The following is a 22,520-nucleotide window of genomic DNA, read 5'->3' on the forward strand; positions in this document are numbered from 1 at the left end:
ATGACCGATCTCGTCGATCCGGCCCGCGCCGCGGACGGCTTCCGTTCCGGCTTCGTCTCACTCGTGGGCCGGCCGAACGCCGGCAAGTCCACGCTCACCAACGCGCTGGTGGGGGAGAAGGTGGCGATCACCTCCTCCAAGCCGCAGACCACGCGCCACACCATCCGCGGGATCGTCCACCGCGAGGACTTCCAGCTCGTGCTCGTGGACACCCCGGGCCTGCACCGGCCCCGCACCCTGCTCGGCGAGCGCCTCAACGACCTCGTGGCGGAGACGCTCAACGAGGTCGACGCCGTGGGCATGTGCCTACCGGCCGACGAGGCGATCGGCCCCGGCGACCGGTTCATCGCCCAGCAGCTCTCGTACCTGCACCGCACCCCGGTGGTCGCCGTGGTGACGAAGACGGACAAGGTGGGCCCGGAGCAGCTCATGGCCCAGCTCGTGGCCGTGACCGCGCTGGGCGACGAGGTCCTCGGGCCGGAGAACGGCGGGGAGGGCTTCGCGGCCGTCGTGCCGGTCTCGGCGGTGGCCGACCGCCAGGTCGACGACGTCCTGGGCGTCTTCGCGAGCCTGCTGCCGGCCGGGCCGCCCCTGTACCCCGAGGGCGAGCTCACGGACGAGCCGGAGGCGGTCATGGTCGCCGAGCTCATCCGAGAGGCGGCCCTGGAGGGCGTGCGCGACGAGCTGCCGCACTCGGTGGCCGTGGTGGTCGAGGAGATGTCCCTGCGCGAGGACCGCCCCGCGGATCGGCCCCTCATGGACGTGTGGGCGAACGTCTTCGTCGAGCGGGACAGCCAGAAGGGCATCATCATCGGCAAGGGCGGCTCCCGGCTGCGCGAGATCGGCGCGCAGGCGCGGGCGGGCATCGAGCGGATGCTCGGCACCAAGGTGCACCTGGACCTGCGGGTCAAGGTCGCCAAGGAGTGGCAGCGCGACCCCAAGCAGCTCGGCCGGCTCGGCTTCTGAGCCCGAGGCCCCGGCCCGGTCGCGCACGCGCCGGAGCGGGCTGCCGTCGTCGTGCGTCACACGGGGACGGCCTCCTGTGGCCCGGCCCACCTCGGTGCTAGGGTCGGGGGCATGTCCCTCCGCCTCGCGACGACAGCGCCGGCCACGGCCCGCCTGCTACTTCCCGGCCGCACGGGGTCCCCGTGCCAGGCCGTGATCCACGCCGCCTGAGCGCACGCGGAGGCAGGACGCCTCCCACCGGACCGGACACCCCGTGCGGAGTCCCTGACCTCCCGGCCCGGCCACCGACCATCCACCTTTCGCGCGCCCGCCGCGCGCACGTCGAGGGGAGAACACGCATGAGCGCCCACCTGCAGAAGTCGTCGGGGATGAAGTTCCACAAGTACGTCCCGTTCCAGGACCAGATCGAGGTCGCCCTGCCGGACCGCACCTGGCCGGACAAGGTCATCGAGAAGGCGCCGCTGTGGTGCGCCGTGGACCTGCGCGACGGCAACCAGGCCCTGATCGACCCCATGGGCCCCGAGCGCAAGCTGCGCATGTTCCAGCTGCTCGTCGGCATGGGCTTCAAGGAGATCGAGGTCGGCTTCCCCTCCGCCTCGCAGACCGACTACGACTTCGTCCGCCAGCTCATCGAGGGCGACCACATCCCGGACGACGTCACCATCCAGGTCCTCACCCAGTCCCGTGAGCACCTGATCGAGCGCACCTTCGAGGCGCTCGAGGGCGCCGACCGGGCCATCGTGCACCTGTACAACTCGACGTCGGTGCTGCAGCGCCGCGTGGTGTTCCGGCAGGACGAGGACGGGATCGTGGACATCGCGACCTCCGGCGCGCGCCTGGTGAAGAAGTTCGAGGAGCAGCTCAAGGGCACGCAGATCACCTACGAGTACTCGCCCGAGTCCTACACGGGCACCGAACTCGAGTTCGCCCGGCGCATCTCGGACGAGGTGGCCACGGTCCTGGAGGCCTCCACCGACCGCAAGATGATCCTGAACCTGCCGGCGACGGTGGAGATGTCCACCCCGAACGTGTACGCCGACTCGATCGAGTGGATGCACCGCAACCTGGAGCACCGCGACTCGCTCATCCTCTCCCTGCACCCGCACAACGACCGCGGGACGGGCGTGGCCGCCGCCGAGCTGGGCTACCTGGCCGGGGCGGACCGCATCGAGGGATGCCTGTTCGGCAACGGCGAGCGCACCGGCAACGTGGACCTGGTGACGCTGGGCATGAACCTGTACTCGCAGGGCGTCGACCCCATGATCGACTTCTCCGACATGGACCACATCAAGCGCACGGTCGAGTACTGCAACCAGCTGGCCGTGCCCGAGCGCTCGCCCTGGGGCGGCGACCTCGTCTTCACGGCCTTCTCCGGCTCCCACCAGGACGCCATCAAGAAGGGCTTCGAGGCCATGGAGGTCGACGCGAAGGCGGCCGGCACGGATGTGGACGGCATCCCGTGGGCCGTGCCGTACCTGCCCATCGATCCGAAGGACATCGGCCGCTCCTACGAGGCCGTCATCCGCGTGAACTCGCAGTCCGGCAAGGGCGGCGTCGCCTACCTGCTCAAGTCCGAGCACAACCTGGAGCTGCCGCGCCGCGCGCAGATCGAGTTCTCCCACGTCATCCAGGATCTGGCCGACGCCCAGGGCGGCGAGGTCTCGGGCGCCGACCTGTGGCGCGTGTTCCAGGACGAGTACCTGCCCGCCGACGCGGCGGAGGCGCAGTGGGGCCACTACCGGCTCCGCTCGGTCTCCTCGGCCTCCGGCGAGGACGGAACGTTCCGGATGGAGGCCGAGCTCGAGGTCGACGGCGTGACGCAGACCCGCACGGCGCAGGGCAACGGCCCGATCGACGCGTTCCTGCGCATCCTCGGCGAGGAGGGCGTGGACGTCCGCGTGCTCGACTACTCCGAGCACGCGCTGTCCGAGGGCGGCGCGGCCATGGCCGCCGCCTACGTGGAGGCGGCCGTGGGCGACCGTGTCCTCTGGGGCGTCGGTCTGGACCACAACACCACCACGGCCTCGCTGAAGGCCGTGGTGTCCGCGGTGAACCGCGCCCTGCGCGCGTGAGCGGTTCCGGCTCCTCCCGGCGGGGTGCGCGGCACGGCGGCTACGCGGCGAACTCGTTCCGCACCGAGGCCATCGTGCTGCGCACCCACCGTCTGGGGGAGGCCGATCGCATCGTCGAGGCGCTCACCCCCGAGCACGGCCTGGTCCGGGCCGTGGCCAAGGGGGTGCGCAAGACGTCCTCCCGGCTGGGCTCGGTGGTGGAGCCGTTCATGCACTCCACGCTCCAGCTCGCGCGCGGCCGGGGCGAGCTGCACACCGTGAGCCAGGCGCAGCTGCTGCACCCGTACGCGACGATGCTGGCCGCCGACTACGACGCCTACACCGTCGCCGGCGCCCTCGCCGAGGCCGTCGAGCGGGTCCCCGCGGTGGACGACGACGGTCGGCGCGCCCAGTACCGCCTCTTCCACGGCGCGCTGGCCGCGCTGGCCCGCGGTGCGCACGACCCACGCCTGATCCTGCACTCGTTCCTGCTGCGCGCGCTCGCCCAGGCCGGTTGGGCCCCCACCTTCGACCGGTGCGCCCGCTGCGGCGCCCCCGGCCCGCACACGGCGCTGCACGTGGGCCTCGGCGGGGCCGTCTGCCCCGAGTGCAGGCCACCCGGTGCCGCGCACCCGGCCCCGGAGACCTTCGATCTGCTCTCGGCCCTCGCGGCGGGGGACTGGGCCACCGCGGACGCCTCCGGGGCCCCCGCCCGCCGCGAGGCGGCCGGTATCGTGGCGGCGTACCTGCAGTTCCACGCCGAGCGGCGCCTGGTGTCCCTGTCCGTCCTGGACCAGGACCTCGGCCTCCCCGCCCCGCGCGTCGAGAGGAGACCATGAGCGCCGACCGTGCCCCGCAGTCCCCGCCGCCGCACCCCTCGGGTGCGGTCGCCCCGCGGATCGATCCACGTTTCGTGCCCCGACACGTGGCGATCGTGATGGACGGCAACGGACGGTGGGCCAACCAGCGCGGCCTGCCCCGCACCGAGGGCCATCGGGCCGGCGAGGTGGCGCTGCTGGACGTCGTCGCCGGGGCGGTGGAGCTGGGGATCGGCCACGTGTCCGCGTATGCGTTCTCCACGGAGAACTGGCGGCGCTCGGCGGAGGAGGTGCGCTTCCTCATGGGCTTCTCCCGGGACGTGCTGCGCCGGCAGCGGGACACCCTGCACTCGTGGAACGTGCGGATCCGGTGGAACGGGCGGGCCCCGCGCCTCTGGACCCCCGTGATCCGGGAGCTGCAGGAGGCCGAGGAGCTCACGCGCCACAACACCGGCACCACCCTGCACATGTGCGTGAACTACGGCAGCCGGGCCGAGATCCTGGACGGCGTCCAGGCGATCGCCGAAGAGGTCCGGGCCGGCCGGATGCGGCCGGGGGAGATCAGCGAGGACGTCATCACCCGCTACCTCGACCGCGGCTTCCGCACGGGTCAGGACGTCGACGTCGTCCCGGACGTGGACCTGTTCCTGCGGACCTCGGGGGAGCAGCGCCTGTCCAACTATCTGCTGTGGCAGTCCGCCTACGCGGAGCTGCTGTTCCTGGACGTGCTGTGGCCGGACGTCGACCGGCGGACCCTGTGGGCCGCCGTTGAGACCTACGCCCGACGGGACCGCCGCTACGGCGGCGCCGTGGACACCCCTCAGCCGGCGCCGTCGTCCGGCGCGGCGGACTCGGCCTCGGACGCCGACGGCGGCGCGTAGGCGCCCAGCCACGTGAGCGTCGCGGCACCGGCCGCCTCGCGCACCGACGCGGGGGAGGCGAACACGTCGTGCAGCGCGTCGGGGAGCCGGTGGACGGTCACCCGGTCGCCGAGCCGCAGGGAGCGGCGGGCCATGGCGTCGGGGTCCAGGACGATGTCCGAGGTCAGCATCGCCTCGTCGTAGGACGTGCCCCGATGCCCGCGCGCGGAGACGAGCACGAGAATCGGCACGGTGACGTCGAGCCGCCCGGCCACGGCCCGGTGCCCCGAGAGGACCGCGCTGAGCCAGGCGGCCGGCACCTCGAACGCGTGCGGGGGACGCCAGAGCGGGTGCAGGTCCCATTCGCCCTCGGCCTGGTCCGAGAGGGTGCGCCAGTAGTGGTCGATGCGCGGCAGTGTGAGCATGGCGTAGGGCTTCATGGCGGAGACGGGCCCCACGATGGACTTCGCCAGCAGGCGCACCCCCGCGTTGCCCTGCATCTCCAGCCATGGGCTGTTGAGCACGAGCGCGGCGAGGCGGCCGGGATTCCGGTCCGCCCACAGCGCGGCGATCAGCCCGCCGGTGGAGTGGCCCATGAGGATGGGCGGCAACGGGTGGTCCTGGGCGATGGTCTCGAACGCGGCCTCGAGGTCCGCGTCGTAGCGGGCCAGGTCGTCCGTCCAGCCGGGCGTCTGTCCCGTGCGCAGCGAGCGGCCGTAGTGGCGGAGGTCGACGGCGTGGAAGGCGTAGCCGGCGGCCTCGAACGCGTGGGCGAGCGGGGCGTTGTAGAAGTAGTCGCTCCAGCCGTGCACCGAGAGGATGGGCCGCCGGGCCGGGTCACGGGCGGAGTCGGTGCGCGGACGCACCACTGTGACAAGGTTCTGTCCTTGTTCATCGGTGTCGAGGCCGAGGGTGCATCGTTCGAAGCCCGGCAGCCCGTCCGGGACCCAGCCCAGGCCCGGCGGATCGTCGAGGAACGGGCGGGTGTCCTCCTCCGTCGGTCCGCCGGCGGGTGCGCCGTGCGGGGCGGGTCGGTCCGGGGGCGGCGGCTGGAGCGGGTCACGGGCCATCCGACCACTGTAGGAGGACCCCGGGCGGGCGGGAGGCCCGTGCGAGGATGGAGGCATGCAGCTGCCTGATCCCAAGTCCGCCGTCGACGGCCTCCTGACCTCCCGCGCGCCTCGCCTGTACCCGCCCTTCTTCCGTGCCGTGTTCGGCGGCATGGACGCGGAGCGGGCGCATCATCGGGGCTTCGACGCGATCCGGCTGGCCGAGCGCACCGGGGCGTCCGCCGCCCTGCGCGCCGCCTTCCGCCCGGACCCGATGCTCGCGCGCACGGTCATGGGCCTGCGGTTCCCGACGCCCTTCGGCCTGGCCGCGGGGTTCGACAAGGACGGCCGGGGGACCGCCGCCCTGGTCGACCTCGGGTTCGGCCACATCGAGGTCGGCACGATCACGGCGCAGCCGCAGCCCGGCAACCCGCAGCCCCGACTGTTCCGTCTCGTGGACGACCGGGCGCTGGTCAACCGCATGGGCTTCAACAACGACGGCGCTGCGGCCGTCGCCCCCCGCCTGGCGCGGACCCGGCAGACGCTGGAGCGCCGCTTCGGCCCGGCCCGGCCGGTCCTGGGCGTGAACATCGGCAAGACCAAGGTGGTCCCGCTCGAGGACGCGGCGGACGACTACCGGGCCTCGACCCGCCTGCTCGCGCCCCACGCCGACTACCTGACGGTCAACGTGTCCTCGCCGAACACGCCGGGGCTGCGCCAGCTGCAGGAGATCGACGCGCTGGAGCCGATCCTCACGGCGGTGCGCGAGGAGGCCGACCGTGTGGTCCCGGGCCGTCGCGTGCCGCTGACCGTGAAGATCGCCCCGGACCTGGCGGACGACGACGTGCGCGCCGTCGGGGCGCTCGCCGAGCGCCTCGGACTCGACGGCGTCATCGCGACCAACACGACCGTCTCCCGCGAGGGCCTGCGCACCCCGCGTGCCGACGTGGACGCCCTGGGTGCGGGCGGCCTGTCCGGCGCCCCGCTGCAGGAACGGTCGATGCGGGTGCTGGAGGTCCTGCGGGCGGCGCTGCCGACGGGCACCGCCGTCGTCAGCGTGGGCGGCGTGACGGACGCCGACGACGTCCAGGCCCGGCTCGACGCGGGCGCGGACCTCGTCCAGGGCTACACCGCGTTCCTCTACGAGGGCCCGTTCTGGGCCGGCCGGATCACCGCCGGGCTGGCCCGGTCCCTGCGGGGCTGACGGTCTGCTCGCCGGGGACGCGACGGCCCGGACCCACCGGGGTCCGGGCCGTGGCGCGGTGTCGTGTCAGGCGGGGTACTCGCCCCGCTTGACCTGGGGCTTGGGCAGACGCAGGCGGCGGAACTGCAGTGCCCGCATGATGCCGTAGAAGCCGGTCCCGGACTCCGGCGTGCCGAAGCGCTCCGTGAGGCCCTTCTTGATGTGCCGGCTGACCATGAAGCTCTCGATGAGCACGAGGGCCACGAGGACGTACAGGCTGATCATCAGGATCAGCTGCGCCTCGCGGCCGGGGATGAACATGAGCAGGACGTAGGCGAAGACGACGGGCATGAGCCACTCGCCGATGCCGGTGCGTGCGTCCACGTAGTCACGGACCCAGCGCTTCTGCGGTCCCTTGTCGCGCGCCGGGAGGCCGTGCTCGTCCCCGGTCTCCAGCGCGGCGCGCTGGCGCATCCGCTCCTGGGCCATCGCCTGACGCTCGGCCTTGCGGGCCGCCTTGCGATCCTCGGGGACCAGGGTGCGACGGCGCGCGGCCTCCTGGTCGCGGCGCCGTGGAGTCGGGCCCTTCTTGCCCTGCGAGCGGTCGCGCGGCCCGGCCTCGGCCCCGGCGGCGCCCTCGGCGGGAGCGGCCGAGGAGCCGTGAGTCGAGGGGGCGGGCGCGGTCTCGGGGGTCTTGTCTCGCTTGAACACCCGTCCAGTCTAGTGGTGGGGCGCATCCGGCCCGCCCGAAGGCGCGGCCCTCGGCCCGGCCGCCGTCTACGCTGGCCGTCATGACTGACATCACCTCCCGTGCGCCGCAGGACGCGGCCCTCGTCTCCGCCGTCCGTGAGGCCGTCGAGGCCCGCTTCCCGACGACCCTCCAGACCCTCACCGACCTCGTGGCGATCCCGGGCATCGCCTGGGACTCCGCGGACCGCGCCCAGCTCGAGCGGTCGGCCGAGGTCGTCGCGGGCCTGCTGCGCGAGGCGGGCCTGCAGGATGTGGAGATCGTGACCGAGACCCGCGACGACGGCCGCCCCGGCGGGCCGGCGGTGATCGGCGAGAAGCCCGGCGCCTCCGACAAGCCAACCGTCTTGTTGTATGCCCACCATGATGTGCAGCCGATCGGGGACGAGGACCTCTGGGACACCCCGCCGCTCGTGGCCACCGAGCGCGGCGGACGGCTGTACGGCCGCGGCGCCGCCGACGACAAGGCCGGCATCATGGTCCACCTCGCCGCCCTCGCCGCCCTGCGGGACGTCCTGCCCGACGCCGGCGTCGGCGTCCGCGTCTTCATCGAGGGCGAGGAGGAGGCCGGCTCGCCCACCTTCCGCACCTTCCTGGAGAAGCACCGGGCGCGCCTCGACGCCGACGCGATCGTGGTCGCGGACTCGTCCAACTGGGCCGTGGGGGAGCCCGCGCTGACCACCTCCCTGCGCGGGCTGGTGGACGGCACGGTGACCGTCCGGGTGCTCGACCACGCCGTGCACTCCGGCATGTTCGGCGGGCCGGTCCTGGACGCCGTCGTCCTGCTCTCGCGGCTGATCGCCACGCTCCACAACGCGGACGGGGCGGTCGCCGTGCCCGGCCTCGAGCCGCGGCAGACCGCGGGCCTGGACTACCCGGAGGACGTCTTCCGTGCGGACGCGGGCGTGCTGGACGGGGTGACCCTGGCCGGCCGCGGTCCGGTCGCGGATCGGCTGTGGAACGCTCCCGCGCTGAGCATCATCGGGATCGACGCGCCCTCGGTCGCGGAGTCGTCGAACACGATCCAGCCCGAGGCGCGCGCCAAGTTCTCGCTGCGCCTGGGCCCCGGCATGGACCCCGCGGAGGCCTTCGAGGCCCTGCGCGCCCACCTGGAGGCGCAGTCCGCGGCGGTGCTCGGGGCGGAGATCACGGTCACCGCGGGGGAGTTCGGTCAGCCGTTCACGACGGACACCTCGGCCCCCGCCGCAGCCGCGATGATGGCCGCCCTGGAGGACGCCTGGGACGTCGAGCCCCGGGCGATCGGCATGGGCGGCTCCATCCCGTTCACCGCGGACCTCGCCGAGGTCTTCCCGGAGGCCACCCTCCTCATCACGGGCGTGGAGGACCCGGACACGCGGGCGCATTCGGCCAACGAGTCGCTGCACATCGACGACTTCCAGCGGGCCGTCGTGGCCGAGGCGCTCTGGCTCGCGCGGCTCTCCGCGTGAGCGCCGCCCGGTCCGCCGCCGGTGCGGCGGGCCGGGAATGCTCCGTGGGCGGCTAGTGTTGCCCGTAGGACCACACGCGCGTGACGGCCCCGTCCGCGCCCCATGATCTGAGGAGGTCACGATGGCTCTGTCCGCAGAGGAGACCGGCGTCGAGATCGGCGCGACCCAGGACGCCGAGGGCCTGCCCCCGCACGAGGTCGAGCTGACCGACGTGGCGGCCGGCAAGGTGCGCTCGCTGCTCGAGCAGGAGGGTCGCACGGACCTGCGGCTGCGCGTCGCCGTGCAGCCGGGCGGCTGCTCGGGCCTGATCTACCAGCTCTACTTCGACGAGCGCGTCCTCGACGGCGACACCGTCCGTGACTACGACGGCGTCGAGGTGATCGTCGACAAGATGAGCGTGCCCTACCTCATGGGCGCGACCATCGACTTCGAGGACACCATCTCGAAGCAGGGCTTCACGATCGACAACCCCAACGCGGGCGGCTCGTGCGCCTGCGGCGACTCCTTCCACTGATCTGCGGGCGCCCGGAGCGCCTCGACCGCGAACCGGCGGGTCGGCCTCGGCCGGCCCGCCGTCGTCGTGCCCGGGCGTCGCACCCAGGATGCTCGGACCCGACTCCCAGACACGATCGGCACGTGTCACGGTGCGGAGAATCCGCGCGTTTCGGCTTAGACTGGCTCTGAATCATCAGGGCATACCCGTGCTCCCTGCGAGGACGCTGCGAGAAGTCGCCGAATCGCCGGGGGAGCGGGGACGCCCCTCGCACACGAGATGAAGAGGAAGGCCGTCTGTGAGAGCACAGAATGACGCCGGACGTCGGACTCGCCGCCGCTGGACCGCCGGTGCCGTGGGCACCACGGCGCTCCTGGTGCTGACCGGCTGTTCGGCAGAGGTCCAGCGCGGCTGGTACCCCGGCACCCGGGACACCACCAACCACAACGCCCAGCTCACCGACCTGTGGGTGAACTCCTGGATCGCGGCCATGGTCGTCGGCCTGCTCGCCTGGGGCGCCATGATCTGGTGCATGGTGGCGTACCGCCGCCGCAAGAACGACCAGGGCTTCCCGAAGCAGACGGCCTACAACGTGCCGCTCGAGACCATGTTCACGGCCATCCCGATCCTGATGGTCTTCACCCTCTGGGGCTTCACTGACCGCGTCCAGACCGAGGTCGACCGCCCCGTGGACGACTCGCCGCTGACCGTCACCGTGTACGGCAAGCAGTGGTCCTGGGACTTCAACTACTCCTACGAGCAGGAGAACGGCGAGGTCATCGAGGCCCACTACTCCGGCATCCAGGCCCAGCTGGACGGCACCGAGGGCGTGCGCGACACCCTCCCGGTCCTGTACCTGCCGAACGACGTGCCGGTGCACTTCGAGCTGAAGTCCCGTGACGTGGCCCACTCCTTCTGGATCCCGCAGTTCCTCCAGAAGCGCGACATGGTGCCCGGCAAGACCAACCACCTGTACCTGACCCCCCAGGAGCTGGGCAGCTACGACGGCAAGTGCGCCGAGCTGTGCGGTGAGTTCCACTCCGAGATGCTCTTCAACGTGGAGGTCGTCGACGAGGCGGAGTTCGTCCAGCACCTCGAGGAGATGGAGCCGGGCCAGGTGGGCGAAGAGTACAGCCGCAACCCCAACAACAACCCTGACGGCGCCGGGACGATGGAGCGCGATCTCCAGACCCCCCGCGGTGGAGGTAGCCACTGATGACCACTTACGAGTACGCAACGGATGAGGTGCGCTCACAGGCGCAGCCTCGTGTGGTGCCCCGTTCGCTGGGCAAGATCGTCGTCAGCTGGCTGACGACGACCGACCACAAGGTGCTCGGGTACATGTACCTGATCACGTCCTTCATCTTCTTCTGCATCGGCGGCGTCATGGCCCTCATGATCCGTGCGGAGCTCTTCGAGCCCGGCATGCAGATCCTGCAGACGAAGGAGCAGTACAACCAGCTGTTCACCATGCACGGCACGCTCATGCTGCTCATGTTCGCGACCCCGCTCTTCGTGGGCTTCGCCAACGTGCTGGTGCCGCTGCAGATCGGCGCTCCGGACGTGTCCTTCCCGCGTCTGAACGCCCTGGCGTTCTGGTTCTTCCTGTTCGGCTCCCTCATCGCGACCGCCGGGTTCCTCACCCCGCAGGGTGCGGCCTCGTTCGGCTGGTTCGCCTACGCCCCGCTCTCCAACACCACGTACTCGCCGGGCGTCGGCGGTGACCTCTGGGTGTTCGGCCTGGCCCTCCAGGGCTTCGGCACGATCATGGGCGGTGTCAACTTCATCACCACGATCCTGACGATGCGCGCCCCGGGCATGACGATGTGGCGCATGCCGATCTTCACCTGGAACACGCTCATCACCGGCATCCTGATCCTGATGGCGTTCCCGCCGCTGGCCTCCGCGCTCTTCGCTCTGGGCCTGGACCGTCGCTTCGGCGGCCACATCTTCAACCCGGAGAACGGCGGCGCCATCCTGTGGCAGCACCTCTTCTGGTTCTTCGGCCACCCCGAGGTGTACGTGATCGCCCTGCCGTTCTTCGGCATCGTGTCGGAGATCATCCCGGTGTTCTCCCGCAAGCCGATCTTCGGCTACAAGTCCATCGTGTTCGCGACGACGGCGATCGCCGCCCTCTCCGTGACCGTGTGGGCGCACCACATGTACGTGACCGGCTCCGTGCTCCTGCCGTTCTTCTCCGTGATGACCATGCTCATCGCGGTCCCGACCGGCGTGAAGTTCGTGAACTGGATCGGCACCATGTGGCGCGGTTCGATCACCTTCGAGACCCCGATGCTGTGGACGCTCGGCTTCATGGTCACCTTCCTCTTCGGTGGCCTGACCGGCATCATCCTGGCGTCGCCGCCGCTGGACTTCCAGGTGTCCGACACGTACTTCGTCGTGGCGCACTTCCACTACGTCATCTTCGGCACCGTGGTGTTCGCGATGTTCGCCGGCTTCTTCTTCTGGTGGCCGAAGTTCACCGGCAAGATGCTGAACGAGCGTCTCGGCAAGATCCAGTTCTGGATGCTGTTCGTGGGCTTCCACGGCACGTTCCTGATCCAGCACTGGCTCGGCGTCATCGGCATGCCCCGTCGTTACGCGGACTACATGGTGGAGGACAGCTTCCACGCGATGAACGCGTTCTCCTCGGTCTTCTCCTTCGTCCTCGGCGCGTCGCTGATCCCGTTCTTCTGGAACGTGTACATCACCGCGCGCTACGGCAAGAAGGTCACCGTGGACGACCCGTGGGGCTTCGGCGCCTCGCTCGAGTGGGCCACCTCGTGCCCGCCCCCGCGGCACAACTTCCACTCGCTGCCGCGCATCCGCTCGGAGCGTCCGGCGCTGGACCTGCACCACCCGGAGCTCTTCCCGCACTCGCCTCAGCACACCACTGAGGCCTTCGGAGAGAAGGTGGCCCAGTGAAGGTCGCAGCGAATATCTTCTGGGTGATCGGCCTCTTCTTCGTGGGTGCCGGAACCCTGTACGGATTCTGGAACGAGTGGACCGAGTGGGCCGGCATCCCGGCGATCTACGCCCTGGGCGGGATGTCCTGGATGATCGCCTGGTACCTGAACGCCGCCGAGCGGAAGCACGGCGTCGGCCCCGCCGACGACGAGGACGGCCAGATCGTCGAGTACGCCGGCACCTACGGCACCTTCGCTCCCTGGAGCTGGTGGCCGCTCGGTCTCGGCCTCGCCTGCGCGATCATCGTGACCGGCCTGGCCGTCGGCTGGTGGGTCTTCATCATCGGCATCATCGCGGGTGCCTACTTCACTTTCGGGTGGGTCTACGAGTTCTCTCGGGGCAAGTTCGCCCACTGACCCGACCGTCGTCGAACGCCGCAGGCCGGATCCCCTCGGGGGTCCGGCCTGCGGCGTTTCCCTGTGCGATGCGCGCTGCTGGTCCGCCGTCGCGGCGGCCGCGCTCCACGCTCGACGTACGCTGCAGCGGCGGATCTCCACGACCTGTCTCGCCGCGGGGAGGGAGGCGGGAGCCGTGCACGATCAGTGCACGCGCCACGCCGCGGTGCCGGGCAGGCCGCCCGACGTCGGCGCGTGCGTCGGCAGCCATCGAGGGGTCAGGCGTCAGGCGTCCGTGCCCTCACCCCTGGACGGCCGGGGAGCGGGCCGAACGACCCGCGCGTGACGGCGACCGCGCGCCTCGCACCCGCTCCGGGCGACCGGAGACCGCCGCGTCTTGTGGGAGGGGACAGGACGCCGCTGACACCCCTGGGGCCAGCCAGGCCCGGGGAGCGTCCCCACCGGGGTAGGGAGCCGACGGTGGTCGTCGTTCCCGCCCCCGTCGCCGGCGCCTCGCGTCGCTGGGCCTCGCAGGTGCACGCCCGAGCAAGACCGGCGTCGCGGTGACAGACCGGTTCGTCCTCCCACGCCTCGTTCCGGGCCAGGCGGTGTGCCGGCCGTGAGCACGCCAGCCGCCACCGTCTCAGGCGCGCGGCCGAGGTCCTTCAGCGGCAGGTGCACGCTGCCCCTCGGCCCGCGGCGAGGACCCCCTGAGGCCTCTGGCGCCGGTCTTCCCCGGCCGGGGTGAGGACGCAGGCGGAGGATCCCGGCCCGGTGCCGCCACGTCCGACCGTGTCCGGGCGCAGCTGGCGGCGGGCAGACGCAGCGGACGCTACAGGGAGGGCAGTGGCATGCATGAGCGTGGCCCGAGCGCGGACTTCCCTCCGAGACTGACCGGACGTCGCAGCACCCGCCCCGTGGCGGGAGGCCGGGTCGCCTACTCTGAGCCCGCGTGGGAGGAACACCGCGTGAGGACCCAGAGCATCGACGGCGCCCGTCTCCGGCCGTCTCTCGGGATGCCCCCGAGGAACGCCACCTGCGTCCGCCCAGCATCCGCCGTCGCGGACCGGCGGACGCACGCCCGTCCGTGCCCGAACCGGCCGGCCGCGACGAGCGAGGCGCACCACTTTGCTCACGCCCACCCGAGGTGGCCGCCGAACGAGGACCCCGCAGCGCAGGACGCAGAGACTCGGCAGTCGGGGGGGCGGGGCGCTGGACCGCCTCGTGGCGCCCGCTGCGGCCTCCGGGGGCCCTCCCGCGGCTGCCACGGCGGCCTGCCCCGAGACGCCGAAGGGCCCCGCGCACGGTGGTGCGCGGGGCCCTTCGTCAGAGGATCAGCCGACCGGGGTCAGCGCTCCAGACGAGGAGCGTCCGAGCCGTGTCCGAGCTCCACGGGGTGCTCCTCGTGGCCGTGCTGGCCGTGGGTGCGGGCCTCCACCAGCTCCTCGCGGGAGACCGGGGCGACGCGATCCTGGTAGAACATGCGGTTCAGGCCGGCACGGGCCTTCTCCAGCGTGCCCACCTTGCCGTTGCGGTTGGGGATGGCCGGCACCGGGCGGCGGTCCTCGAAGGACACCAGGCGGTACAGCTCGTAGTCGGTGAGCTGGCGGTGACGCTCGTGGAAGCCGCCCTCGGGGGACATCTCGATGACGCCGGCCTCGTGGCCGTGGAGCACCAGCTCACGGTCCTTGCGCTGCAGGGACAGGCAGATGCGGCGGGTCACGATGAAGGCGATCACCGGGCCGAGGAAGAACAGCGCGCGCAGCACGTACAGCACGTCGTTCAGGGAGAGGTGGAAGTGGGTGGCGATGAGGTCCGAGGACGCGGCCGCCCACATGACGCAGTACCAGACGACGGCGGCCACGCCGATGCCCGTGCGGGCCGGGGCGTTGCGCGGACGGTCGAGCAGGTGGTGCTCGGTGTTGTCCTTGGTGATCCACCGCTCGATCCAGGGCCAGGCGCACATGCCGACGATCAGGGCGCCGACCGGGATCAGCGGCACGAGCACGCCCATGGGCAGGGACACCGAGGAGCCCCACGGCATCGGGATGTTCCAGAGGAAGGAGTAGTCGCCGATCATGCCCGGCATGAGGCGCAGGGCACCGTCGAACACGCCGATGTACCAGTCGGGCTGGGTGCCGGCCTGCACCGGGGACGGATCGTACGGGCCGTAGTTCCAGTTGGCGTTGATCGTCACCGTGGAGGCGATGAGCGCGAGCACACCGAACACGATGAAGAAGAAGCCGCCGGCCTTGGCCGCGTACACGGGGCCCACCGGATAGCCGACCACGTTGTCCTCGGTGCGGCCCGGGCCCGGGTACTGGGTGTGCTTGTGCACGACGACCATGAACAGGTGGATGCCGATCAGCAGCAGGATGGCGGCCGGCACGATCATGATGTGCAGGGCATACAGGCGACCGATGACCGAGTGGCCGGGGAACTCGCCGCCGAAGAAGAAGGCGGAGAGGTACGAGCCGACCAGCGGCAGCGACTTCAGGATGCCGTCGATGATGCGCAGGCCATTGCCGGAGAGCACCTCGTCGGGCAGGGAGTAGCCGGTGAAGCCGGCAGCCCAGCCGGCCATCAGCAGGAAGCAGCCGACCAGCCAGTTCAGCTCACGCGGGCGACGGAACGCGCCGGTGAAGAACACGCGCAGCATGTGCACGGACATGGCCGCCACGAACATCAGCGCGGCCCAGTGGTGCAGCTGGCGCATGAACAGACCGCCGCGCACGTCGAACGAGATGTCGAGGGTCGAGGCGTAGGCCGCGGACATCTCGATGCCGCGCAGCGGGGCGTAGGCCCCGTCGTAGACGACCTCTGACATGGAGGGATCGAAGAAGAGGGTGAGGAATGCGCCGGACAGCAGCAGGATGACGAAGCTGTACAGGGCGACCTCGCCGAACATGAACGTCCAGTGGTCCGGGAAGATCTTGCGGCCGAAGAACTTCACGATCGGCGACATGCCCATGCGGGTGTCGACGAAGTTGGCGATGCGGCCGGTCGTGGTCGCCGGCTGGAACTCATTCACGGTGGTGCTCATAGGTGTCAGCCACGCTCCCAGTAGACAGGCCCGACGGGCTCATGGAAATCGCTCTGGGCCACGAGGTAGCCCTCGTCGTCCACGGTGATCGGCAGCTGCGGCAGCGCGTGGCTGGCCGGGCCGAAGATGACCTTGCACTCCTGCGTCAGGTCGAAGGTCGACTGGTGGCAGGGGCAGAGCAGGTGGTGGGTGTGCTGCTCGTACAGGGCGATCGGGCAGCCCACGTGCGTGCAGACCTTGGAGTAGGCGAAGATCCCGTCCACGTTCCAATCCTCGCGACCCGGGGTGATCTTCACCTTGGCGGGGTCAAGGCGCATGAGCAGGACGACGGCCTTGGCCTTCTGGTTGAGCTTGTCGTGGCCCAGGTCGTTCAGCCCGTCGGGGATGACGTGCACGGCGGAGCCGAGCGTGACGTCCGAGGCCTTGATGGGGGAGCCGGTGGGGTCGCGCACGAGGCGCACGCCCTCGGCCCACATGGTGTGGCGCAGACGCTCCGGACCGAAGTTGTGGGCCTCCTCGTCCGAGAAGTTGTCCGAGTCGTCCAGATCGCGGAACACGGCGATGAACGGCAGGGGGGCCAGCAGGGCGGCGCCGATCAGGGTGTTGCGCAGCAGGGGGCGGCGCTTGATCTGCGACTCGTCCAGGATCTCGGAGATCATCCCGGTGGCGGCCACGCGGTCGTCCTCCGAGCGGATCTCGTGACGGTCCTCCACGGTCTCGTGGTCCGGCATCAGGGTCTTGGCCCAGTGCACCACGCCGATGCCGATGCCGAACATGGCGAGGGCGGTGCCCAGGCCGAGCAGCAGGTTCTGCAGGTAGATCTTGCTGAACGCCTCACCGTTGCCGATCTGCCCCACACCGAAGTAGCCGATGAAGAAGAGCACCGTGCCCACGATGGAGATGAGGAACATGACCGAGACCTGACGCTCGGCGCGCTTCGCAGCCTTCGGATCCTCATCGGCCAGACGCGGACGGTGCGGAGGCAGGCCCGGGTTGTCGATCGCGTACCGGGGCGCGTCCTCGCCGGCGTGCTCGAGGGAACCCGAGCGCTGCTCGGCCCCTTCAAAGCCTTTCTCGCCCATATGTCCTGTTTCCTTTACTCGAGTGATGAATGTCGATGACGGGTGGTCGGCGCGCCTGCGCCGACGGGATCAGGAGGACCGGCTGGTGAGCCAGACCATGAAGCCGATGATCAGCGCCAGGCCAGCGGTCCAGATGAACAGGCCCTCGGAGACGGGGCCGAGCGAGCCGAGGGCGAGGCCGCCGGGGGAGCCCTGGTTCTCGATGGTCTTCAGGTAGGCGATGATGTCGCGCTTGTCCTCGGGCTTGATGTTCGAGTCGGAGAACACCGGCATGTTCTGCGGGCCGGTCTCCATGGCCTCGTAGATGTGCTTCTCCTCCACGCCCTGCAGAGAGGGGGCGTACTTGCCGCGGGTGAGCGCACCGCCGGCCGCGGCCGCGTTGTGGCACATGGCGCAGTTGATGCGGAACAGGTCGCCGCCGCGGGTGATGTCCACGTCCTCGTGGTTCACATCCAGGTACTCGTCCTCGGGGACGGCGGGGCCGGCACCCAGCGAGGCGACGTAGGCGGCGAGCTGGGCCGTCTGCTCGTCGTTGAACTGGTTCGGCTTGACCTGGGCCTGCGGGCCGTTCATCTGCATCGGCATGCGGCCGGTGCCCACCTGGAAGTCGACGGAGGCAGCGCCGACACCGATCAGGGACGGGCCGGAGGGGCCCCCCGCGGCACCCGTGCCGTGGCACGAGGCGCAGTTCGCGTTGAAGAGCTTCTCGCCCTCGGAGATGTCATCAGCCGAGGCGGCCGCGGTGACCTGCGTGGCCGCCTGCGCCTGGTTCACGGTGCTCGCGACGGAGTACAGTCCGCCGGTCACCAGGAGTCCCAGCAGGAGGAGCGCCAGCCCCATCAGGGGATGGCGTCGGTTCTGCGAAAGTGCCTTCACGGGGGTTTCCTATCGTTCTCTTCCGGGGCGGGCCGCTCATGCTGCCGGCCCGGGCCTGAAGTCGGTGCGGTGAGTGGGGGGTCGTCTTACTTCAGGAAGTAGACGATGAAGAACAGGGCGATCCAGACGACGTCCACGAAGTGCCAGTAGTAGGACACGACGATCGCCGACGTGGCCTCGTGGTGGCCGAAGCGGCGGGCCATGTAGGCGCGGCCGATGATGAAGAGGAACGCGATCAGGCCGCCGGTCACGTGGATGGCGTGGAAGCCGGTGGTGATGTAGAACGCCGAGCCGTACGCGTTCGCCGCGACGGTCACACCCTCGGAGACGAGGGCCGCGTACTCGTAGGACTGCACCGCCACGAAGATCGAGCCCATGATGAAGGTCAGGATGAACCACTCGACCATGCCCCACTTCCCGAACTGCAGGAAGCCGCCGGTGCGGCGGGGCTGAAGGCGCTCGGCGGCGAGGACGCCGAACTGGGCGGTGACGGAGGAGAGCACCAGGATCGTCGTGTTCACCGCGGCGAGCGGGACGTTGAGGATCGCGGTGTGCTCGGCCCAGAGCTCCGGAGACGTGGAGCGAAGGGTGAAGTACATGGCGAAGAGCCCACCGAAGAACATGAGCTCGCTGGCAAGCCACACCATGGTCCCGACCTGCACCATGTTCGGCCGGCTCGGGAGCCCCGTGGTGGGCTGATGGAGAGTGGGGTTAGCTGTGGTCACCCAGCCATTATGGCCCCAAACACCGCCCGGGCGGTAAATCGAACCTACCGTGTCGCAGGACAGGTCGTCAGCACCGTCGGGGGGTTTCAGTGGCAGTCGGGGGGTGGCATCCAGGGGATGTTCAGGTTCGGGGCGTGCGGCGCATGACATGGCGCGGTCCCGGGTGCGGCCGGGCCGCTAGGCTCAGTGCGTGAGCACCCCCGAGAACACCGCAGCAGTCCTTGGGACCTCCTGGCCGGAGGTCTTCCGCGCCCTCACCCTCGGTGAGGACCTCAGCGACGACGTCGCCGCGTGGGCCATGGGGGAGATGATGGCCGGCGATGCCACCGAGGGGCAGGTGGGGGGATTCCTCCTCGCCCTGGCCGCCAAGGGGGTGACGGTGCCGGAGCTGCGCGGCCTGACCGAGGCGATGGTGCAGGCGGCGAACCCGGTGCACGTGCCGGGGGAGACCCTCGACGTCGTGGGCACGGGCGGTGACCGCCTGGGGACCGTGAACCTCTCCACGATGTCCTCGCTCGTGGCCGCCGGTGCGGGCGCGCGGATCGTCAAGCACGGGAATCGCGGCGCCTCGTCCACCGCCGGCGCGGCCGACGTGATCGAAGCCCTCGGCGTGGACCTGTCCATGCCGGCCCGGAAGGCCGAGGAGTGCGCCGAGGCCGTGGGCATCACGTTCCTCTTCGCCCAGAACTACCACCCGTCCATGAAGTACGTGGCCCCGGTGCGCAAGCAGCTCGGCGTGCCCACCGTGTTCAACTTCCTCGGCCCCCTGAGCAATCCGGCCCAGGTCACCGCCCAGGCCCTGGGCTGCTCGAGTGAGGCCATGGTCCCGCTGCTCGCCCAGGTGCTCGCGGACCGAGGGGTGCGCGGCTTCGTCTTCCGCGGGGCGGACGGCCGGGACAAGATCACGACGTCGGGGCCGTCGACCGTCATGGAGGTCCGGGACGGTGTGAGCACCCACGAGCTCGATCCCCGCGAGCTGGGCGTCGACCTGGCCCCCGTTCAGGCCCTGGCAGGGCGGGACGGCGCCTACAACGCGACCCTCGTCCGCGCTCTGCTGGCGGGGCAGAAGGGTCCGATCCGCGACGCCGTCCTCCTCAACGCGGCCGCGGGCCTGACGGCCTGGGACCGCGACGCGGACGCGCCGCTGATGGAGCGACTGGCGGCCAACATGACGCGGGCCGCCGAGTCGATCGACTCCGGCGCCGCGCGTGACGTCCTGGACCGCTGGGTCGCCTTCTCCCGGTCCTGATGGTGCGACGACGGGCCCTCACCGGCGAGGTGGGGCCCGTCGTCGAGAGGACGCTCAGGAGTCGAAGCCGAGCGCCCATCCCTCGCCGAGGTCCTCGGACGAGTAGGTCCGGAAGGCCAGCATGGTCTCGGTGTCCTGGATCCCGTCGACCTTGGAGAGGTGGTCGGCGATCACGTCGGCGAGGTCCTCGTAGCGGCGCACCTTGACCATCGCCACCAGGTCCCACGCGCCGGTCACGGAGTAGACCGACCCGACCCCCTCGAGCGCGGCGAGGGTCTCGGCGGTCTCCGGGATGCTGGATTTGTCGGTCTTGATCAAGACGATGGCGGTGACCACGGGCGGTCCTCATTTCCTCGATGCTGTGGGTCCGGTGTCCCCGACGATCCTAGCTGCGCGCCGGGCCCTCACCTCCGGGTGCGGCGCACCAGCCAGGCGGTCACGGCCCGGCGGCCCAGGAGCAGGACGCCCAGCACCCCGAGTGCCACGAGCAAGAAGGACACCGGCGCACCACCGAGACCGAAGGCCACGCGCAGGACCATGCCGACCGCCACGGTCCCCAGCCAGACGATCACGCCGTGGGGCCACACGCGGGCCCACGTCCGGTGTCCGGCGGTCACCCCGGTCATGAGGAGGAGGCCCGCCAGGAACGGCGCCGCCGTGACCAGCAGACCCAGCGGGCCGCGCTCCGTGGAGTGCTGCCCCTGACCCAGAGCCACGAAGAGGAGGGTGAGCAGGAGGTCGACGGCAAGCGCCGGCAGGGCGCCGCGCGGGGCGCGATGCTCGGCGGGCGCGGCACGACGGGCGGTGGGGGAGGACGTCATGCATTCAGTCTGGCCCACCGACAGGTCCGGACGGAGCGCCCGACCGGGGACGGCTCGGCGTACGGGACCTACGACAAGGGCCATCCTTTGTCAGAGGTATGCTCTCCGTATGGTGTCCGTGCATCTGGTGCCCATCCGACCGACCGCCGCCACGGCTGACGACGCGCGGCGTCTGGCAGCCGCGCTGCTCGACGATCCCCGCCCGGACGCGGCTGTGACCGCGGCGGCGTGGCTTCTGGACGAATCCGACCCGGGCGCCGATGCGGCGTCGCACGACGGCGAGCTCGCCGTCGTCGTCGACGGCATGGCGGCCGCGGTCGGCTTGGCGCTGTGGGCCGTGCGGACCGGGTCCTGGGCGGTGCTGTTGGATCCCGAGGATGCCCCCGACAAGGAATCGCCCTTGTCGTACCTGACAGCAGCCGAGCGGCGGCGGGCCCGGCGGGCACCGGGCCGACTCGTGCTGCCGGGCGGAGGTCGCGCGGACCGCGCCTCGGATGCCGGCCGAGAGGCTGATCTGCGCTGGGCGGAGGCCACCCTGCAGCTGGTCGCCACGGTGGAACGGCGCCGGTCCGCTGATCAGCACGCGGCGGGACGGCTGGTCGAAGCCGGTGCCAGTCAGCGAGAGGCGGCGGCCGAACTCGGGATCAGCCAGCAGGCCGTCCATTCCCGGTTGCGACACGGGCTCTGGCACGAGAGCCGGACGGCGGTGGCGGCCGTCCTGCCGTTGCTGGACCGGCTGTCCACAGACCCGGGGGAGTGAATCGCCGGTACGCGGTGTCGGTGCCGACCGGCGCGACCTCCTGGGCCAGGTCCCGAAGTGGCGCGTGCCGTGCAGGCGGCCGTCCGAAGGGGAGGCCAAGAACGGACTAGTTGACATAATGTACATTATCGGCGCATCGGAGAACGGCGGCAACGGCACCGCGCGCGGCGGGTCTTGTGCGTAGCCTGGACCCATGACGATCATGACCGACCAGCGCGACCGCCCCCTGCACGCGACGATCGCCGTCGTCCTGGCCATCGCCACGGCGGGCTACCTGGCTCCGTGGGCCGTCGCCGCCGTCCGTGGCCGTTCCAACGTATGGGCGGTGTTCTGGGTGAACCTGCTCACCGGGTGGACCGTCCTCGGCTGGTGCATCGCGCTGTACATGTCGCTCACCAGCCATCGCCGGCTGCGGTCCTGGGGCCCGCGCGGCCTCTGACCGCGCGGACCGCCCCTCAGGTATGACGCGCGACGACGGCCCGCACGCCGTCTCCCTCGGCGACGAGACACCGCGGGCCGTCGAGGTCCGCCTCGTCCGTCTCCGACAGCTCGACCGGCACCTCGAGCTCCCCCGTCGCATCGGCGCCGATCACGCGGAGGGTGAGATCCGGGGCGCGCGTCTCGAGGTAGGTCCCGGACTCGTCGTGCATCTCGAGTCGGGCCTGCGGGATCTCGCCGCGCACGCCCGCCGCGAGGATGCGGCGCGAGTCCGGGTCGGTGGCGGCGTCCACGACCCAGCGGCGTCCCAGGACGGAGTGCTCCGCCTCGGCCACGACGTCCCCTTCGGCGGGTGCGTCGCCCCGGTAGGCGAACGCGGTCTGGTAGAACCGGTCCCCCACGCGCACGAGCATCGACTCGACGCCGATCTCACCCGTGGGATCGTCGAACCGGTACGAGCCGACCTTCTCGGCGGTCACGTCCTCGGGCAGCCCGTGCGCCACGAGGCGGCGGCGGATCCATTCGGGCTTGTCCGGGTCCAGGCGTGCGGTGTAGATGAGAGCCATGCCCCGACCGTAGCCCTGACGTCGTCCGCCCGCGAGGGCCCGC

General features: G+C 71.0%; 22 protein-coding genes. 13 read left to right on the forward strand and 9 right to left on the reverse strand.

All coding sequences use genetic code 11. From position 1 onward, the window contains the following. The 4 genes from era (at position 1) to uppS (ending at position 4,716) form a co-directional block, all read left to right on the forward strand. The gene (era, locus tag ACUXPL_RS08435) at positions 1-966 is read left to right on the forward strand and encodes a GTPase Era (protein WP_454183190.1); all 966 of its coding nucleotides are present in this window, start codon (positions 1-3) and stop codon (positions 964-966) included. Between the two features lie 338 nt (positions 967-1,304). Further along, positions 1,305-3,038 carry a 2-isopropylmalate synthase gene (leuA, locus tag ACUXPL_RS08440; protein WP_454183192.1) on the forward strand — a complete coding sequence of 578 codons (1,734 nt, stop codon included), beginning with the start codon at positions 1,305-1,307 and terminating at the stop codon, positions 3,036-3,038. Next, a complete protein-coding gene (recO, locus tag ACUXPL_RS08445; protein WP_206397071.1) occupies positions 3,035-3,856 on the forward strand; it encodes a DNA repair protein RecO in 822 nt (273 codons plus the stop codon). Before leuA ends, recO begins: the two co-directional genes overlap by 4 nt. Further along, on the forward strand, positions 3,853-4,716 hold the full coding sequence (gene uppS / locus ACUXPL_RS08450; protein ID WP_454183194.1) for a polyprenyl diphosphate synthase: 864 nt from the start codon (positions 3,853-3,855) through the stop codon (positions 4,714-4,716). Before recO ends, uppS begins: the two co-directional genes overlap by 4 nt. Here the strand turns inward: uppS and ACUXPL_RS08455 are convergent. Beyond that, complete coding sequence (locus tag ACUXPL_RS08455) at positions 4,656-5,765, reverse strand: alpha/beta hydrolase (protein ID WP_454183196.1); 1,110 nt, start codon at positions 5,763-5,765, stop codon at positions 4,656-4,658. The two genes, uppS and ACUXPL_RS08455, sit on opposite strands and share 61 nt — an antisense overlap. Positions 5,766-5,820: 55 nt before the next feature. Between ACUXPL_RS08455 and ACUXPL_RS08460 the strand changes: the two genes are divergently transcribed. Next, positions 5,821-6,948, forward strand: coding sequence for a quinone-dependent dihydroorotate dehydrogenase (locus ACUXPL_RS08460; protein ID WP_454183198.1), 1,128 nt, complete (start codon positions 5,821-5,823; stop codon positions 6,946-6,948). Positions 6,949-7,014: 66 nt separating this feature from the next. Here the strand turns inward: ACUXPL_RS08460 and ACUXPL_RS08465 are convergent, their stop codons facing one another. After that, complete coding sequence (locus ACUXPL_RS08465) at positions 7,015-7,638, reverse strand: DUF3043 domain-containing protein (RefSeq protein WP_180535632.1); 624 nt, start codon at positions 7,636-7,638, stop codon at positions 7,015-7,017. A gap of 80 nt (positions 7,639-7,718) precedes the next feature. Here ACUXPL_RS08465 and ACUXPL_RS08470 point away from each other — a divergent pair, with 80 nt between their 5' ends. From ACUXPL_RS08470 to ACUXPL_RS08490, 5 genes are all read left to right on the forward strand, one after another. Next, on the forward strand, positions 7,719-9,122 hold the full coding sequence (locus tag ACUXPL_RS08470; protein ID WP_454183200.1) for a M20/M25/M40 family metallo-hydrolase: 1,404 nt from the start codon (positions 7,719-7,721) through the stop codon (positions 9,120-9,122). A gap of 121 nt (positions 9,123-9,243) precedes the next feature. Beyond that, entirely contained in the window at positions 9,244-9,636 is a 393-nt protein-coding gene (gene erpA, locus ACUXPL_RS08475) for an iron-sulfur cluster insertion protein ErpA (protein WP_002854644.1), read from the forward strand. 277 nt (positions 9,637-9,913) lie between these two features. Continuing rightward, the gene (gene ctaC, locus ACUXPL_RS08480; protein WP_420826556.1) at positions 9,914-10,831 is read left to right on the forward strand and encodes an aa3-type cytochrome oxidase subunit II; all 918 of its coding nucleotides are present in this window, start codon (positions 9,914-9,916) and stop codon (positions 10,829-10,831) included. Further along, positions 10,831-12,540, forward strand: a complete 1,710-nt coding sequence (gene ctaD / locus ACUXPL_RS08485) for an aa3-type cytochrome oxidase subunit I (protein WP_180535630.1) — start codon at positions 10,831-10,833, stop codon at positions 12,538-12,540. Before ctaC ends, ctaD begins: the two co-directional genes overlap by 1 nt. Continuing rightward, positions 12,537-12,938: a cytochrome c oxidase subunit 4 gene (locus ACUXPL_RS08490; protein WP_454183203.1), complete on the forward strand. Its 402-nt coding sequence runs from the start codon at positions 12,537-12,539 to the stop codon at positions 12,936-12,938. Before ctaD ends, ACUXPL_RS08490 begins: the two co-directional genes overlap by 4 nt. Before the next feature lie 1,327 nt (positions 12,939-14,265). Here ACUXPL_RS08490 and qcrB read toward each other — a convergent pair. The 4 genes from qcrB to ctaE all read right to left on the reverse strand — a co-directional run bounded on the left by qcrB (position 14,266) and on the right by ctaE (position 18,643). Continuing rightward, positions 14,266-15,960 carry a cytochrome bc1 complex cytochrome b subunit gene (gene qcrB / locus ACUXPL_RS08495; protein ID WP_180535628.1) on the reverse strand — a complete coding sequence of 565 codons (1,695 nt, stop codon included), beginning with the start codon at positions 15,958-15,960 and terminating at the stop codon, positions 14,266-14,268. Between the two features lie 5 nt (positions 15,961-15,965). Then, on the reverse strand, positions 15,966-17,042 hold the full coding sequence (gene qcrA, locus ACUXPL_RS08500; protein ID WP_180535627.1) for a cytochrome bc1 complex Rieske iron-sulfur subunit: 1,077 nt from the start codon (positions 17,040-17,042) through the stop codon (positions 15,966-15,968). A 69-nt stretch (positions 17,043-17,111) separates the two neighbouring features. Then, positions 17,112-17,918, reverse strand: coding sequence for a cytochrome bc1 complex diheme cytochrome c subunit (gene qcrC, locus ACUXPL_RS08505; protein ID WP_036315101.1), 807 nt, complete (start codon positions 17,916-17,918; stop codon positions 17,112-17,114). 86 nt (positions 17,919-18,004) lie between these two features. Continuing rightward, positions 18,005-18,643, reverse strand: a complete 639-nt coding sequence (gene ctaE / locus ACUXPL_RS08510) for an aa3-type cytochrome oxidase subunit III (RefSeq protein WP_454183205.1) — start codon at positions 18,641-18,643, stop codon at positions 18,005-18,007. 190 nt (positions 18,644-18,833) lie between these two features. Between ctaE and trpD the strand changes: the two genes are divergently transcribed. Then, positions 18,834-19,892: an anthranilate phosphoribosyltransferase gene (trpD, locus tag ACUXPL_RS08515; protein WP_180535626.1), complete on the forward strand. Its 1,059-nt coding sequence runs from the start codon at positions 18,834-18,836 to the stop codon at positions 19,890-19,892. Between the two features lie 54 nt (positions 19,893-19,946). Here trpD and ACUXPL_RS08520 read toward each other — a convergent pair whose 3' ends face one another. Beyond that, positions 19,947-20,228 (reverse strand): Lrp/AsnC family transcriptional regulator, encoded by a 282-nt coding sequence (locus tag ACUXPL_RS08520; RefSeq protein ID WP_002854527.1) that lies wholly within the window; start codon positions 20,226-20,228, stop codon positions 19,947-19,949. A 68-nt stretch (positions 20,229-20,296) separates the two neighbouring features. Further along, complete coding sequence (locus ACUXPL_RS08525) at positions 20,297-20,713, reverse strand: DUF3054 domain-containing protein (protein WP_180535625.1); 417 nt, start codon at positions 20,711-20,713, stop codon at positions 20,297-20,299. A 109-nt stretch (positions 20,714-20,822) separates the two neighbouring features. On the opposite strand from ACUXPL_RS08525, the gene ACUXPL_RS08530 reads away from it, so the two are divergent. Beyond that, positions 20,823-21,473 carry a hypothetical protein gene (locus ACUXPL_RS08530; RefSeq protein WP_454183208.1) on the forward strand — a complete coding sequence of 217 codons (651 nt, stop codon included), beginning with the start codon at positions 20,823-20,825 and terminating at the stop codon, positions 21,471-21,473. Between the two features lie 193 nt (positions 21,474-21,666). After that, complete coding sequence (locus tag ACUXPL_RS08535; protein ID WP_002854519.1) at positions 21,667-21,912, forward strand: superinfection immunity protein; 246 nt, start codon at positions 21,667-21,669, stop codon at positions 21,910-21,912. Between the two features lie 16 nt (positions 21,913-21,928). Here ACUXPL_RS08535 and ACUXPL_RS08540 read toward each other — a convergent pair whose 3' ends face one another. Then, positions 21,929-22,477, reverse strand: coding sequence for a maltokinase N-terminal cap-like domain-containing protein (locus ACUXPL_RS08540; RefSeq protein ID WP_454183210.1), 549 nt, complete (start codon positions 22,475-22,477; stop codon positions 21,929-21,931). Between the last annotated feature and the right edge of the window lie 43 nt (positions 22,478-22,520).

Source organism: Micrococcus sp. 140720015-1, from assembly GCF_053627595.1.

Bases quoted from the DNA above. Each gene is read 5' to 3' on its own strand.
- qcrA (WP_180535627.1), bottom strand. From the start codon at position 17,042: ATGGGCGAGAAAGGCTTTGAAGGGGCCGAGCAGCGCTCGGGTTCCCTC.
- ACUXPL_RS08530 (WP_454183208.1), top strand. From the start codon at position 20,823: ATGGTGTCCGTGCATCTGGTGCCCATCCGACCGACCGCCGCCACGGCT.
- leuA (WP_454183192.1), top strand. From the start codon at position 1,305: ATGAGCGCCCACCTGCAGAAGTCGTCGGGGATGAAGTTCCACAAGTAC.
- ACUXPL_RS08470 (WP_454183200.1), top strand. From the start codon at position 7,719: ATGACTGACATCACCTCCCGTGCGCCGCAGGACGCGGCCCTCGTCTCC.
- erpA (WP_002854644.1), top strand. From the start codon at position 9,244: ATGGCTCTGTCCGCAGAGGAGACCGGCGTCGAGATCGGCGCGACCCAG.
- qcrB (WP_180535628.1), bottom strand. From the start codon at position 15,960: ATGAGCACCACCGTGAATGAGTTCCAGCCGGCGACCACGACCGGCCGC.
- ctaD (WP_180535630.1), top strand. From the start codon at position 10,831: ATGACCACTTACGAGTACGCAACGGATGAGGTGCGCTCACAGGCGCAG.
- ACUXPL_RS08535 (WP_002854519.1), top strand. From the start codon at position 21,667: ATGACGATCATGACCGACCAGCGCGACCGCCCCCTGCACGCGACGATC.
- era (WP_454183190.1), top strand. From the start codon at position 1: ATGACCGATCTCGTCGATCCGGCCCGCGCCGCGGACGGCTTCCGTTCC.
- ACUXPL_RS08525 (WP_180535625.1), bottom strand. From the start codon at position 20,713: ATGACGTCCTCCCCCACCGCCCGTCGTGCCGCGCCCGCCGAGCATCGC.
- ACUXPL_RS08455 (WP_454183196.1), bottom strand. From the start codon at position 5,765: ATGGCCCGTGACCCGCTCCAGCCGCCGCCCCCGGACCGACCCGCCCCG.
- ACUXPL_RS08540 (WP_454183210.1), bottom strand. From the start codon at position 22,477: ATGGCTCTCATCTACACCGCACGCCTGGACCCGGACAAGCCCGAATGG.
- ACUXPL_RS08460 (WP_454183198.1), top strand. From the start codon at position 5,821: ATGCAGCTGCCTGATCCCAAGTCCGCCGTCGACGGCCTCCTGACCTCC.
- uppS (WP_454183194.1), top strand. From the start codon at position 3,853: ATGAGCGCCGACCGTGCCCCGCAGTCCCCGCCGCCGCACCCCTCGGGT.